Source organism: Winogradskyella pelagia, assembly GCF_017581965.1.
Lineage (GTDB): Bacteria > Bacteroidota > Bacteroidia > Flavobacteriales > Flavobacteriaceae > Winogradskyella > Winogradskyella pelagia.
Genome location: NZ_JAGEVF010000002.1, coordinates 310,052 through 322,975 on the forward strand (window position 1 = coordinate 310,052; position 12,924 = coordinate 322,975).

Genomic DNA, 12,924 nt, shown 5'->3' on the forward strand with positions numbered 1-12,924 from the left:
GTGTTAAAAAGTTGTATCTTTAAATGAAAAAGTTAATTATGGGGAAATTAAAAGAATACTCTAATGGGGATGTTACAGTTACATGGGAACCAGAAAAGTGCATTCATTCTGCAATTTGTGTAAAAGGCCTACCAAATGTATTTCAACCAAAAGAAAAACCATGGATAAAAATTGATGCAGCTTCAACGAAAGCATTAGTCGATCAGGTAAAGCAATGCCCTAGTGGTGCTTTAGGTTATTACATGACTCATGAAGATGATAAATCTGCCGAAACTATGGAAACAAAAGTTGAGGTTTTAGAAAATGGACCTTTATTGGTCTATGGCACCTTAAAGGTGACTGATAAAGACGGCATTTCAGAGACCAAAAACAGAACCACTGCATTCTGTCGTTGCGGTGCATCTGCCAATAAACCTTATTGTGATGGCGCTCATGTTAGCGCGGAATTTAAGGGGTAGAAAAGTGCTTTTCAATATATTTAAATGCCCAAATAGGACCATGTAAAATTTGTTCTATGAGTTTAAATACAAATGTTGTCCCACAATACTTTTTAGACATCTAAAATCACATGAGGTTAGAAGTTTATATTACTCTAAAGCTACGCTGACATCGGCAAAATTTAAATTCCAGTTAGCATCAGGCCTTTTGTGGTCAATTGCGATTTTAATTCCTTTAAAATCTTGATAATTTTCAAATGTTGTGGATAATGTTGGTTCTGGAGAATTTCCTTTTCTAAATGTCCATTCTCTTATCAAATAGTTATCATCGAAATAGATGTCGTAGGCATCGCCTGGTGTATATCCGCCTCTGTCATCTGGATAACTTAGGGTAATCATTTGCATATCTGTTTGGCTAATAGGTGCCAGAGCTATTTTTGAATCGCTAACATTTGCAGATGTATCCCAAACCAATTGAAATGGTACAAAGAGCCAGAACTTATCATTGACAAAAGCTCTATCGGCAGCAATATGAGTACTATCCATAGCGCTACGTTTATAGGTAATGATTTCCTCTCCCATGGTTAAAGTTATGTTGTCAGACTTTGGTTGCCATACCCAATTCCTACCTTTACCTTTTACTGAATCTCTATCTACCTTAAAGGTAAACTGAACCTCAGATACATTTTTCCAGTTCTCGTAGCCGTGTGCATTTGCTATCTTTTCAGCAATACTTAATGATTTGTCTTGACCTTTATGTGTTGAATTTGATTTATCGGATTTGCAGGAAGTTAGTAGAACTGCACAAAATAGAAGGGTGGTAATCGATCTCATCATTATAATTTTTTTATTTTGAACAAAATTAAGGAAGGATGACAGACAAGGCTAATTATTTTAATATTAATAAGGAGACATGGAATAAAAAGGTGGCTACTCATGCACAGAGTGCTATGTATGATTTAGAAGCCTTTAAATCTGGCCAGAACTCACTCATGTCTTATGAATTGAATGCCTTAGGTGATGTTACTGGCAAGTCCATGTTGCATTTGCAATGCCATTTTGGTCAGGATACCTTAAGTTGGAGTAGACTTGGTGCTAAAACTCTAGGTATTGACTTCAGTGACAAGGCTATTGCTCTTGCTAAACAACTAAATGAAGAACTGTCATTGGATGCAGATTTTTTTTGCTGTAATGTATTGGATACTTCAAAACATGTAAGCAAAAAATTTGATATTGTATTTACTAGTTACGGCGTTATTGGATGGTTGCCCAATTTAAAACCTTGGGCGCAAATGATTGCAGAACGTTTAAAACCTGGTGGTATTTTTTATATGGTTGAATTTCATCCGATTTTATGGATGTTTGATTACAGTAATGGTACACCAGAAATGAAATACCACTACAATCAAAAAGAAGTGATTTATGAGGAGTATAAGGGAACTTATGCAGACCAAAACTCAGAAATGATAAGTAAAGAATATGGTTGGAACCACGGTTTAAGCGAAGTCATTAACGCTTTAGTTACATCAGGGTTAAAGATTGAATATCTCAATGAATATGATGAAAGCCCTTATAACATATTTCCTAATTTGATAAAAACACAATCAGGTATGTACAAAATAAAAAATCAGTTGCATCCCTCGATTTTTGAAGTCAAAGCAACTCAATCTTAAGCAAAAGCCGCCTAGGTAAGCATTTTTTTAATGCTTGGCTTCCTCTTTTAATAATTCAGGAAATTTTGCTTTAAACCGGTTTAGCCTTGGGACAGAAACGGCTCTCACATAAGACTGGTTCGGATTTCGTTTTTCATAGTCTTGATGGTAGGCTTCAGCTTTCCAAAATTTTTGAAAGGGATAGATTTCTGCAGCAATCTCAGCGTCTAGTTCTTTTGCTAATTCTGCTTTTTTATTTTTTATAATAGACTTTTGCTCCTCGTTTTGATAGAAAATTATAGATCTATATTGTGGTCCACGATCAGGCCCTTGACCATTTGCTTGTGTTGGGTTTTGCGATCCAAAATAAACATCGACTAAAGTGGAAAAACTTACGACTTCAGGATTGTAAATGACTTCAACAGCTTCGGCATGACCCGTGCGGCCTGTATTACTAAGTTCATAGGTTGGGTTATCTGTAAATCCTCCAGCATAGCCACTAATAGATTCTTCCACACCTTTTACGCTCTCATAAACAGCCTCTACACACCAAAAGCAACCACTGGCAAAATAGGCTCTAGCCATACCATTTTCCAAAGGGACTTCAACAGGTTCTGCATTTATTACGGCTTGTTGCTTAGGATTTATTTGAGCTTGATTTTGACAGCTACATACTAAAAATAGACTTATACTAAAAATAAGGGATTTCATAGTTTTTCTTTTTCTAATAGACGTGTAAAATTATCAAACCTTAACTGTAATAGTTTTAAAATTATATTAAATAAAAAAGCCTTGGCAAGTAGACCAAGGCTAAATAATAAGATTAAATTTATTTTTACTTACCTAATTTAGTAAAAAGCTTCTCCATTTTTGCCTTTTCTTCTTCAGCAAGAGCCGCATCAACCAAGATACGCCCACTATGCTCGTCAGTTATAACTTTTTTTCTTGATGCAATTTCTACTTGAACTTGAGGAGGAATAGTAAAAAATGAACCACCAGAGGCCCCACGCTCAATTGGCACAACAGCAAGGCCATTTTTAACGTTGTTACGAATTCTTTGGTAGGCTTTCACTAAACGCTCATCTATTTTCTTTTGAAAATCTTGAGATTTTTTTAAAAGCGCTTCTTCTTCTTTCTCAGTTTCTTTAAGTATTTCGTTGAGCTCTCCTTTTTTATGCTTAAGGTGTGAATTGCGGTCTTTTAAACGATCTTTCGTTTCAGTAATTACCTCTTTCTTTTGTTCTATCTGAACTTTAAATTCTTTGATGTGCTTCTCTGCTAATTGGATTTCTAATTCTTGAAACTCAATTTCTTTAGTTAGCGAATTATATTCTCTGTTATTTCTAACATTTTTTTGTTGTTCGCTATATTTTTTGATTAAGGCTTTAGCTTCTTCTATTAAGTTCTTCTTTCCCTTAATCTCATCGTCGATAATAGCAAGGCTGTCGTTTAGCTTTTCTATTCTTTTGGTTAGGCCTTCTACTTCATCTTCCAAATCTCTAACTTCTAATGGAAGCTCACCTCTGACATTTCTTATTTCGTCTACTCTAGAGTCAATTAATTGTAAATCGTATAGTGCTCTTAATCGTTCTTCGACAGAAACTTCAGCTTTTTTTGCCATAATTATAAATACTTTACCGGATTTGTATTGGTCGTTGATAAAATGATTGCAAAATTAGTAATTTTTTTTGAGAGATAATCTACTAAAAAGCTTTTTGTGAATTGCTCGCTTTCATAATGTCCAATATCTGCTAAAACTAATGAATTTTCTGCAGTGAAAAAATCATGATATTTTAAATCAGAGGTAATCAAAAGGTCTGCATTTGCTGCTTTTGCAGCGGAAATTGCAAAACTTCCTGAACCACCTAAAACGGCAATCTGTCTAATAGGTTTCCCAATGTCTTTAGAATATCTCACAGAAGATGCTTTCATCGTCTTTTTTATAAAATTTAAGCAAGTATGCGTGTCCATTGCAGCCTCAAGCTCACCTATCATCCCCATACCAATATGTTGGTTGTTGTTTTCTAAGCTAAAAATTTCATAAGCTACCTCTTCATAGGGGTGTGCTGCAAAGAGTGCATTTAGTATCTTAGATTCTTGATGCTTTAAATAAGTTATGGAAACTGCGATTTCAGCCTCTGTATGTAATTGCCCTCTTTTGCCAACAACAGGGTTGGAGTTTAAGTTACCTTTAAAAGTACCTTTCCCTTCAAAATTAAAACTACAAGACTCGTAGTTGCCAATGTTCCCTGCACCTGATGCAAACAATGCCTGCCTTAAATGTTCAGCTGATTCGGATGGTACATAGGTTTGCAGTTTCTTTATGGTCCGTAATTTTGGAATTAAGATACGCTTGTTTTTTAACCCTAGCTTATTACATATAATATCATTAACGCCTTGAAAAGCATTATCCAAAGCCGTATGAATAGCGATAATGGCAATTTTGTTTTCAATGGCTTTTATTACAACACGCTCTACGTAGGTTTTTCCGGTTAATTTTTTTAAGCCCTCGAATATAATAGGATGGAAGCTCACAATAAGATTACAATTTTTTTCAATGGCTTCATCAACAACTTCTTCTAAGGTATCTAAAGTGACTAAAATACCAGAAACCTTTTGGTTTTTATCGCCAACGAGTAAACCTACATTATCAAAATCTTCAGCATAAGCTAGAGGAGCTAATTCCTGTAAATGCTCCATTACATCTTGTACAACCATAAGTGCTAATTTGTATCAAAAATAGCATATTTTAGTGGCAATGAAATTCATACGAATTATATTATTTCCTTTGGTTCCATTTTACTATATAGTCACTTGGTTAAGGAATATTTTTTATGATAAAGGATGGTTAAAGTCTAAGCCTTATAACTTACCAGTAATTTGTGTTGGAAATTTAAGTACTGGTGGTACAGGCAAAACTCCAATGATTGAGTACTTAGTAAGGCTCTTAAAAAAAGAGTATAAAGTGGCAACTTTAAGCCGTGGTTATAAACGAAAAACTGATGGTTTTGTAGTTGCTGATGCAGAAGCAGACGCAAGTTCAATAGGTGATGAGCCATATCAGTTTTATAGAAAATTCCCTGAAATTATAGTAGCGGTTGATGCAGATAGGCAAAATGGTATTACGCAACTACTTACATATAAAGATAGACCAGATGTAATTCTTTTAGATGATGCATTTCAGCACAGACGCGTTAAGGCTGGTTTTAATATTTTATTGACGTCTTATCAAAAACCCTATACGAAGGACTTTGTTCTTCCTACTGGCAATCTCAGGGAGCCTAGGTCTGGTGCTAATCGTGCAGATGTTATTATTGTAACTAAATGTCCTATTGGTCTTGAAGAGGATGAAAAAAGAAGAATGTTATCTCAGTTAAGCCTTAAAGCTGGACAAGATGTATTTTTTAGTCAAATAAATTATTCAGAAAAACTAAAATCGTCGAAGATTGGATTAGAATTGGACGACTTACCAAAATTTACGCTTGTAACGGGTATTGCTAATCCTCAACCGCTAGTTGAATATTTAACCGATAAAGGTCTTCGATTTGAGCATATAGAATACAGGGACCATCATGAGTTTAAACCTCATGATATAAAAATGCTATCGGAAAAGAAGCTTATTGTGACTACAGAAAAAGATTACGTTAGACTTTCAGCAGCTAATGAACTTAAAGGTAAATTGTTCTACTTACCTATTAGGTTCAAAATAGATAGGCCTATTGAATTTGAAGCCTTGGTGCATTCTTATTTAGCTAAAGAAACTTGATACGATTTTTTCACCCGAGAGCGCGGCGTATAATTTCTTTTCAAAGTCTTCTTGCTTAAAGGGTTTAGATATGATGTCATCGAATCCAGCTTCTCCAAATTCATGCATTTTATCTTCTAAAGTAACGGCTGTCAGGGCAAAAATAGTTAATTCCTTATCAAAGGTTCTAATGATTTTAGTGGCCTCTAATCCACTAATTCCCGGCATATGGATATCCATAAGAACAACGTTGTACTCCACTGTTTTAACTTTCTCAACTGCAGCCTCACCATTATCTACAACATCACAGTGAAGTCCCATTTTGTTGAGGATTTTTTTAGTAATCATCTGGTTGATCTTGTTATCCTCCACAATAAGGATTTTGATAGTGCTTAGGTCCAAATCTTGCATAGCTTGTGTTTGTGTTGGTTCTACTTTTTCTGGTTCTTGGATATCATCCGTGTATTCTAAAGGAATTTCAAAAAAGAATGTAGTGCCTTTGCCAAGCTCACTCTTTAAGTAGATTTTACCTTTTAGGATTTGGATAAGTCCTTTAACAATTGATAAGCCAAGACCAGTACCACCGTACTTTCGGTTAATTTGAACAGAGCCTTGTGAGAAACTGTCAAACATGGAGTCTTGCTTTTCTTTTGTTATGCCAATACCATTGTCTTCAATCTCAAAACGAAGTGTGTAAAGGTTGTCCTTTTGGTCAATCTTGTAGGCTCTAACCCAGATGTCTCCGTCTTTTGTGAATTTAATGGCATTACCAAGTAGGTTGATTAAGATTTGGGATATCTTAAGCTGATCACCGATGTAGGTGTTAGGTAAATTTTCTTCATATTCAAAATGCAAGGTCGTACCGTTATCTTTTGCAGAATTGCTCAAGGCAGACATTACATTTTCTAATTTGCTTTTAAGATTGAATTTTTCTGGGTCGAGGTCTACCTTATTTGCTTCGATTTTATTAATCTGTAAAATATCATTAATAAAAGTTAGAAGGTAGTCTCCAGAAAATTTCAAGGATTTTAGATGTGGTACTTGTGATTCTTTAGGATTCTCATCAAGTAACATGTTGGTGAGTCCTGTAACAGCATAAAGTGGTGTTCTCAGCTCATGAGTTACCGTAGAGAGGAAATTAGCCTTTGTTTTAGAGGCCAACTCTGCTTTTTCTTTAGCTACAATTAGTTCGTCATTCTTCTTATGTAGCATATTATTGGTCTTTAACCTTATGTTGTTGTTTTTATACAGTGATAAGGTCAATAAAGACAGAATAGTAATTAAGGCAATACTCAGAACCGTAGTAATCCTCTGAAAATTATTTTCGGAGCTAATATCATCAATCTGTGCCTTCAATTGTGCGTTTTGAGCATCTTTATACTCATTAATATATTTTCCGGTTACACTTTCATTGAGGCCTTCGCGTTGAATATTTAAGAGAGAATCAGAAAGCTGGATATGTTTTTTAATGTAATCGTAAGAGCTTTTGTAGTCTCCACGCTTTTCATGTATGGCACTAAGTATTAAGTAACCAGAATTAATGTTTTCGGTAATTCCGTAAGCCATTGCAAGAGAAAGGCCTTCCTCAGCTTGATTTAATGCTAAATCATAATTTTTTAAAGCGCTAGATACTTTACCTGTTTGTATTAAGGCACTACTTAATCTCCGTTGTTGATCATACTTCTTCGCAAGGATAACCGTTTTCTCTAGCTGAGCTTTTGCTAAGTCAAAATTTTCTTGTGCGATGTGAACTTTAGCTTCATTTAGGGTTACTTCAGAGATGTACTCTTCTAAGTCTTCTTGCTCAAATAAATTTTTTGCTGAATTGAAATACTCCAGTGCATCTTCATACTCTTCATTAGTGCTGTGAATTACCCCTTTAATATTATACGTTATTGCTAGATTATCGTAATCACTGTTTTTGCGTTGAATTAAAATGGCGTTTTTTATGGCAATATTGGACTTATCACTTTCTCCGAGTAAGAATAGAAGCTTTGCGGTTTTAGTGTAAATGCGACCCTCGTTCTCTTGATCATTTATTTTAATGGCGATCTCTAATGCTTTATCAAGATTGTTTTTAGCATTATAGTAATCGCCTCTATCACTTTCTAGTTTGGCTTGGTCAATATGGTTTTGAAGCCTCATAGAAAGCATGTCTTTATCCTCGATTCCGTTGATTTGGGCAGCGGTAGTATTCGAGAGACATATTAAAAAAATAAATATGAAATGTTTGATTTGGGACATTTCAGAACAATTTTGTGAAAACAAATATAATTATTTATTCGACAAAAGTGATGATTTATCCGATAAATTGCAAATTAATTCTAAAATTCTTGAACTGTAGCCAGTTTCATTGTCATACCAACCAACTATTTTCACCATATTTCCAATGACTGAGGTCATCTGCGCATCGAAAATGCAAGAATGGGAATTTCCCACAATATCAACGCTTACTATTGGATCTTCTGTATACTCTAATATACCCTTGTATTTTGTTTCAGATTCTTGCTTAAATAGGGTATTTATTTCTTCTATAGTTGTTTGTTTATTGACGTTTATGGTTATATCTGTCAATGAGCCATTAGGAATTGGAACTCTAATCCCGCAACCACCAATAACTTCTGATAATTCTGGAAAGATTTTTGTCAGAGCTTTGGCAGCTCCAGTTGTCGTAGGGACAATAGATTGCCCTGCAGCTCGTGCGCGCCTCAAATCTCTGTGAGGCTGGTCATGCAAACTTTGGTCTGTTGTATAGGAATGTACCGTGGTAATATAGGCTTGTTTAACCCCAAAATATCTATTGATAATATCTATCATCGGAGCGGCATTGTTGGTAGTGCAAGACGCGTTAGAAATTATTCCTTCATTACCAGAAATAGTGTGCTCATTAACGCCAAGGACAATAGTTTTAATATCATCTTCTATCGGAGGAACGGATAATATGACATGCTTAGCTCCATTTTTTAAATGGTATTCTAAATCTTGTCTAAGTTTAAATTTACCCGTTGCTTCAACAACAATATCAGGATTTACAGAAGCCCAATTTATATTTTGGGGATGTTTTGCGTTAAATAAAGGAATTTTAGCTCCATCAACAATTAGATGCTCTTTGTCATGATAAACAAGGCCATCTAATCTGCCATGGATACTATCGTATTTTAACAGGTGGGCTAAAGTCTTGGCATCCGCCAGATCGTTGATGCCTACAATCTTTAGGCGTTTATTTTTAAGGGCTAATCTAAATACACGACGTCCAATTCTACCAAAGCCATTAATGGCAACCCTAATCATTAATTAATATGTTTTTGAGCCTTGTATGACGATCTTACCAAAGCACTACTTTCTACATGTCTAAAGCCTAAATCGAGTCCGATTTCTTCATATTCCTTGAATTCATCTGGATTTATAAACCGTTTTACAGGTAAATGTTTTTTACTAGGCTGTAAATATTGCCCAATTGTAACTACATCAACATTGTTTTCTCTTAAATCATACAGCGTTTGAATTACCTCTTCCTTTGTTTCTCCAAGGCCAAGCATAATGCCAGATTTTGTTCTTCGCTGACCTTGTTCCTTGAGATATTTTAGAACTCCCATACTACGATCGTATTTTGCTTGTATTCTCACTTCCCTTGTGAGGCGTCTAACCGTTTCAATATTATGAGAAACAACTTCAGGCGCAACGTTAATAATACGGTCTATATGACGTTCTATGCCTTGAAAATCAGGAATTAAGGTTTCTAAAGTAGTTTCGGGGTTCATTCGTCTCACGGCTTTAACGGTTTCGGCCCACATTATGCTTCCCATGTCCTTTAAATCATCTCGATCAACACTTGTTAAGACAGCGTGTTTAATTTGCATAATTTTGATGGAGCGTGCTACTTTCTCAGGTTCATCCCAATCTACTGTCTCTGGTCGGCCTGTTTTAACACCACAAAACCCACAAGATCGTGTACACACATTACCTAATATCATAAATGTTGCTGTGCCTTCTCCCCAACATTCTCCCATATTCGGACAGCTGCCCGAAGTGCAAATAGTATTTAATTTGTACTTGTCAACAAGTCCTCTTAATTCCGTGTATTTTTTTCCAGTAGGAAGTTTAACCCTTAACCATTTCGGTTTTCTTTCTGGTAATATATTTGAAGTAACCGTCGTTTCCATGCAATTTTTTGTTTCGGCAACAAAGATACAAAGTAAAAATATAAATATGTTATAAGGTAGATAGGTACCAACCGCTAAATCCAACAAGGAATAAAATACCTAGCCATGACAATACTTTTAGGCCTATACTCGGGTGCCATTCTTTTGGAGTGTGTTTGCTGGTAATTAAAAAATAATTTGCTGCCGCATAAAACGGAGCTGTTACAAAGGATAAAATGGTGGCAATTTTTATGAGCAAGCCCATTTCAGAAGCAAATGCAAAGTAAATAATCATGGTACCTATTGTAAGTACTATAATCCAATGTAAATATCCTTTTGTAATGGATGACTTAAATAAAATGTTAAGGCTTAGGGACATTGATCTAGGGGAGGCATCTAAAGTAGTAATTGTTGTACTAAACATAGTTGTGAAAGCTGCTATGGCGATAATAAAATATGACCAATTTCCCAGACTAGAAGTATAAACTTCGATAATTTGATTTGAAAAAACCAATGCCTTATCACTAAAGGATTCTCCAGAATTATACATCACAAAATAACCTAAACATAAAAAGATAATACCTAGAACTATGGCGCCTCCAAAGCCTATGTTAAAATCTAGAAGCGCAGTACGTGGTGAAAATTGTTTTGATATTTTCTTTTTCTCGAGCGCCCAGATAGAATGCCATATTGAAATATCTAATGGTGCAGGCATCCAACCCATAAATGCAATTAAAAAGGTAATTTCAGCTGCTGAATTTGGTAAAACCTGAGAAAACGAAACAGCACCGTAAAAATCCTTAAAAGCATAAATAACAGCGGCTAAAGTGCTTATGGTTAAAAGTGCTACAATAATTTTTATGGTTCTATCTAGAGCTTTGTACTTTCCAAAAAGTAGAATAAATAAACAGGTGAGTAACACAATAACAGTCCATGCTTCAGTACTTAAAAATCCAAGAGAAGTAATATTTCCAAAAAGGGATTTAGCAAGTCCAGCTGTAACGATAGTAACAGCCGCTTGGATTGTAAACATGGTGGCTATGTTTAAAACAAAATAGGTAATAAGTACCCACTTCCCTAATTTGTAATAGCCGTGCAACAAAGATTCTTGTGTGGCAGCTGCATACCGTGGACCAAACTGGAAGAATGGGTATTTAAATAAATGAACAAGTAATAATGCCCATAATAAACCTAAACCATAATCTGCACCTGCTTTAGTAGATTGCACAAGATGCGAAACTCCTATGGCTGCAGCAGCAAAGAGAAGTCCAGGACCAAACTGCTTTAGTTTAGCTCGCATTTGGTTTGGTAATTATTTCGGCCAGAAGTTTTTTCGCTCGTAATAATTTCACTTTGACATTATTCATTGGCTCGTTAAGTTCTTCAGATATGTCTTTATAGCTCAACTCTTGGAAGTACCTCAAATTTATAATTTCTTGATAATGCGGCTTCAATTTTTTAATATCTCGCAGAAGTTTAGCCAGATTTTGATCGGTTATAATTTTGTCCTCAGGAGTAGGGGAATCATCAATAATCTCAAGAAAATGATCCTGATTGTCCTTGGAGGTATTTTTAATCGTTTTTCTTTGTTTTCTTACAAGGTCTATGTGCAAATTTTTCGATATAGTGATTAACCAAGTCTTAAAATTATAAGAGGCATCATAGGTGTTAATCTTGTCAAACGCCTTGGAAAATGTTTGAATGGTAATATCTTCAGCATCATTTTCGTTTTGCGTACGTTTTAATTGAAAGGCATAAACATCATTCCAAAAAGTATCCAACAGGAAATTAAAGGCTAGTTGTTCGTTGTTTTTGGCTTTAGTTATGGCGTCTGTTATTTCCAATGTCTAGGTTTGGATATTAGGTTGACAATAAATATAACGAATTGTAGAATAACTAAAAATACTTCAAGTAAAGGTGCAAGAAATATGAGTTTACGTTCGTCAAAGGTTTTTGCAGCATATCCGAAAGCTACCAATTGAAGGCAAAACCTTAAAGCGATTAACAAAAGGACTAAAGCTTGCTTGTCTAAAATTACAGTACTGATTGGAATCATTAGCCAGAATAACAATTGCGTAAGGTAAAATAGCCCAAGTAAGAATCTGTGTATTGGTTTATAGTATTTGGCGGTAGCGATATGACGTCTTTTTTGTAATATCCATGCTTTAAAAGTAGTTTTGGGTTTAGATAGGGCAAAGCTAGAAGGGTCCATGCAAACTGTTGTATTTGCACCTGTTGCTACTGAATTGATAAATAAATCGTCATCTCCAGACATAAGACCCATGTGCTGAGAAAATCCTGAGTTATTAAAAAATAGTTCTTTACGGTAAGCTAGGTTTCGTCCAACTCCCATGTATGGTTGCCCTAATAAAGCATAAGAAAAGTATTGCAGTGCAGTTAAGACTGTTTCAAAACGAATAAGTTGATTGAGCAGTGATTTTTTCTTTTTAGTATAGCCACCATAACCTAAAACAATTGATTTTTCATTAGAGAAATGAGAGCTCAAACTAAGTAGCCAATTATTAGTTATTGGTTTACAATCAGCATCAGTAAATACGAGAAAATCATTTACAGAGGCTTTAATACCTAGAGTCAAAGCGTATTTCTTATTTCCCCAAAACGCTTCATTTGGTTGAACGTCCACTACTTTTACATTGCCATGCAAAGCTTCAAATGATTTCATGATTTTAAGTGAATCGTCTGTGGAACTGTCATTTACCAAAACTACTTCAAAACTTGGGTAATTCTGGTTTAAAATGTGAGGTAAATTCTCGCTAAGGTTTTTAGCCTCGTTTTTAGCGCATATGATAACAGATAGCGCAATATTGTTCTTTTTGTTAGGTCTCGGTTTATTTGAAACAAAAGCAACCAAAAAACTAGTATAGAAAACTAGTTGTAAACAAACTATTATTATAAATACAATGAGCAGAGCAGCAGTTAGGCTCATT

General features: G+C 35.1%; 13 protein-coding genes. 3 read left to right on the forward strand and 10 right to left on the reverse strand.

Features of this window, described 5'->3' with window-relative positions; all coding sequences use genetic code 11:
• The first annotated feature begins 23 nt into the window (after nucleotides 1-23).
• Complete coding sequence (locus J4050_RS03790) at nucleotides 24-458, forward strand: (4Fe-4S)-binding protein (RefSeq protein WP_243878539.1); 435 nt, start codon at nucleotides 24-26, stop codon at nucleotides 456-458.
• A 129-nt stretch (nucleotides 459-587) separates the two neighbouring features.
• Here the strand turns inward: J4050_RS03790 and J4050_RS03795 are convergent, their stop codons facing one another.
• Nucleotides 588-1,274 carry a hypothetical protein gene (locus J4050_RS03795; RefSeq protein WP_243878540.1) on the reverse strand — a complete coding sequence of 229 codons (687 nt, stop codon included), beginning with the start codon at nucleotides 1,272-1,274 and terminating at the stop codon, nucleotides 588-590.
• Between the two features lie 35 nt (nucleotides 1,275-1,309).
• Between J4050_RS03795 and J4050_RS03800 the strand changes: the two genes are divergently transcribed.
• Nucleotides 1,310-2,110: a class I SAM-dependent methyltransferase gene (locus J4050_RS03800; protein WP_208152620.1), complete on the forward strand. Its 801-nt coding sequence runs from the start codon at nucleotides 1,310-1,312 to the stop codon at nucleotides 2,108-2,110.
• Nucleotides 2,111-2,137: 27 nt separating this feature from the next.
• On the opposite strand, the gene msrA is transcribed toward J4050_RS03800, so the two are convergent.
• The 3 genes from msrA to J4050_RS03815 form a co-directional block, all read right to left on the reverse strand.
• Complete coding sequence (gene msrA / locus J4050_RS03805) at nucleotides 2,138-2,800, reverse strand: peptide-methionine (S)-S-oxide reductase MsrA (protein ID WP_208152621.1); 663 nt, start codon at nucleotides 2,798-2,800, stop codon at nucleotides 2,138-2,140.
• A gap of 124 nt (nucleotides 2,801-2,924) precedes the next feature.
• Complete coding sequence (locus tag J4050_RS03810; RefSeq protein ID WP_208152622.1) at nucleotides 2,925-3,710, reverse strand: zinc ribbon domain-containing protein; 786 nt, start codon at nucleotides 3,708-3,710, stop codon at nucleotides 2,925-2,927.
• Nucleotides 3,711-3,712: 2 nt separating this feature from the next.
• Nucleotides 3,713-4,807, reverse strand: a complete 1,095-nt coding sequence (locus J4050_RS03815) for a Nif3-like dinuclear metal center hexameric protein (RefSeq protein ID WP_208152623.1) — start codon at nucleotides 4,805-4,807, stop codon at nucleotides 3,713-3,715.
• A 40-nt stretch (nucleotides 4,808-4,847) separates the two neighbouring features.
• On the opposite strand from J4050_RS03815, the gene lpxK reads away from it, so the two are divergent.
• Entirely contained in the window at nucleotides 4,848-5,855 is a 1,008-nt protein-coding gene (gene lpxK, locus J4050_RS03820; RefSeq protein WP_208152624.1) for a tetraacyldisaccharide 4'-kinase, read from the forward strand.
• Here lpxK and J4050_RS03825 read toward each other — a convergent pair.
• The 6 genes from J4050_RS03825 to J4050_RS03850 are packed head-to-tail and all read right to left on the reverse strand — an operon-like array spanning nucleotide 5,838 to nucleotide 12,923.
• Nucleotides 5,838-8,078 carry an ATP-binding protein gene (locus tag J4050_RS03825; protein WP_208152625.1) on the reverse strand — a complete coding sequence of 747 codons (2,241 nt, stop codon included), beginning with the start codon at nucleotides 8,076-8,078 and terminating at the stop codon, nucleotides 5,838-5,840. The two genes, lpxK and J4050_RS03825, sit on opposite strands and share 18 nt — an antisense overlap.
• Nucleotides 8,079-8,108: 30 nt before the next feature.
• Complete coding sequence (gene gap / locus J4050_RS03830; RefSeq protein WP_208152626.1) at nucleotides 8,109-9,125, reverse strand: type I glyceraldehyde-3-phosphate dehydrogenase; 1,017 nt, start codon at nucleotides 9,123-9,125, stop codon at nucleotides 8,109-8,111.
• The gene (gene lipA, locus J4050_RS03835) at nucleotides 9,125-9,997 is read right to left on the reverse strand and encodes a lipoyl synthase (protein ID WP_208152627.1); all 873 of its coding nucleotides are present in this window, start codon (nucleotides 9,995-9,997) and stop codon (nucleotides 9,125-9,127) included. Before lipA ends, gap begins: the two co-directional genes overlap by 1 nt.
• A gap of 49 nt (nucleotides 9,998-10,046) precedes the next feature.
• Nucleotides 10,047-11,276, reverse strand: a complete 1,230-nt coding sequence (locus J4050_RS03840) for an NRAMP family divalent metal transporter (protein WP_208152628.1) — start codon at nucleotides 11,274-11,276, stop codon at nucleotides 10,047-10,049.
• Nucleotides 11,266-11,820, reverse strand: a complete 555-nt coding sequence (locus J4050_RS03845) for an RNA polymerase sigma factor (RefSeq protein ID WP_208152629.1) — start codon at nucleotides 11,818-11,820, stop codon at nucleotides 11,266-11,268. The genes J4050_RS03840 and J4050_RS03845 overlap by 11 nt, the downstream gene beginning before the upstream one ends.
• Nucleotides 11,811-12,923, reverse strand: coding sequence for a glycosyltransferase (locus J4050_RS03850; protein WP_208152630.1), 1,113 nt, complete (start codon nucleotides 12,921-12,923; stop codon nucleotides 11,811-11,813). Before J4050_RS03850 ends, J4050_RS03845 begins: the two co-directional genes overlap by 10 nt.
• Nucleotide 12,924 lies beyond the last annotated feature (1 nt).

Excerpts from the sequence above, each read along its gene's own strand:
- J4050_RS03790 (WP_243878539.1), top strand. The coding sequence starts at position 24 with ATGAAAAAGTTAATTATGGGGAAATTAAAAGAATACTCTAATGGGGAT.
- J4050_RS03795 (WP_243878540.1), bottom strand. The coding sequence starts at position 1,274 with ATGATGAGATCGATTACCACCCTTCTATTTTGTGCAGTTCTACTAACT.
- J4050_RS03800 (WP_208152620.1), top strand. The coding sequence starts at position 1,310 with ATGACAGACAAGGCTAATTATTTTAATATTAATAAGGAGACATGGAAT.
- msrA (WP_208152621.1), bottom strand. The coding sequence starts at position 2,800 with ATGAAATCCCTTATTTTTAGTATAAGTCTATTTTTAGTATGTAGCTGT.
- J4050_RS03810 (WP_208152622.1), bottom strand. The coding sequence starts at position 3,710 with ATGGCAAAAAAAGCTGAAGTTTCTGTCGAAGAACGATTAAGAGCACTA.
- J4050_RS03815 (WP_208152623.1), bottom strand. The coding sequence starts at position 4,807 with ATGGTTGTACAAGATGTAATGGAGCATTTACAGGAATTAGCTCCTCTA.
- lpxK (WP_208152624.1), top strand. The coding sequence starts at position 4,848 with ATGAAATTCATACGAATTATATTATTTCCTTTGGTTCCATTTTACTAT.
- J4050_RS03825 (WP_208152625.1), bottom strand. The coding sequence starts at position 8,078 with ATGTCCCAAATCAAACATTTCATATTTATTTTTTTAATATGTCTCTCG.
- gap (WP_208152626.1), bottom strand. The coding sequence starts at position 9,125 with ATGATTAGGGTTGCCATTAATGGCTTTGGTAGAATTGGACGTCGTGTA.
- lipA (WP_208152627.1), bottom strand. The coding sequence starts at position 9,997 with ATGGAAACGACGGTTACTTCAAATATATTACCAGAAAGAAAACCGAAA.
- J4050_RS03840 (WP_208152628.1), bottom strand. The coding sequence starts at position 11,276 with ATGCGAGCTAAACTAAAGCAGTTTGGTCCTGGACTTCTCTTTGCTGCT.
- J4050_RS03850 (WP_208152630.1), bottom strand. The coding sequence starts at position 12,923 with ATGAGCCTAACTGCTGCTCTGCTCATTGTATTTATAATAATAGTTTGT.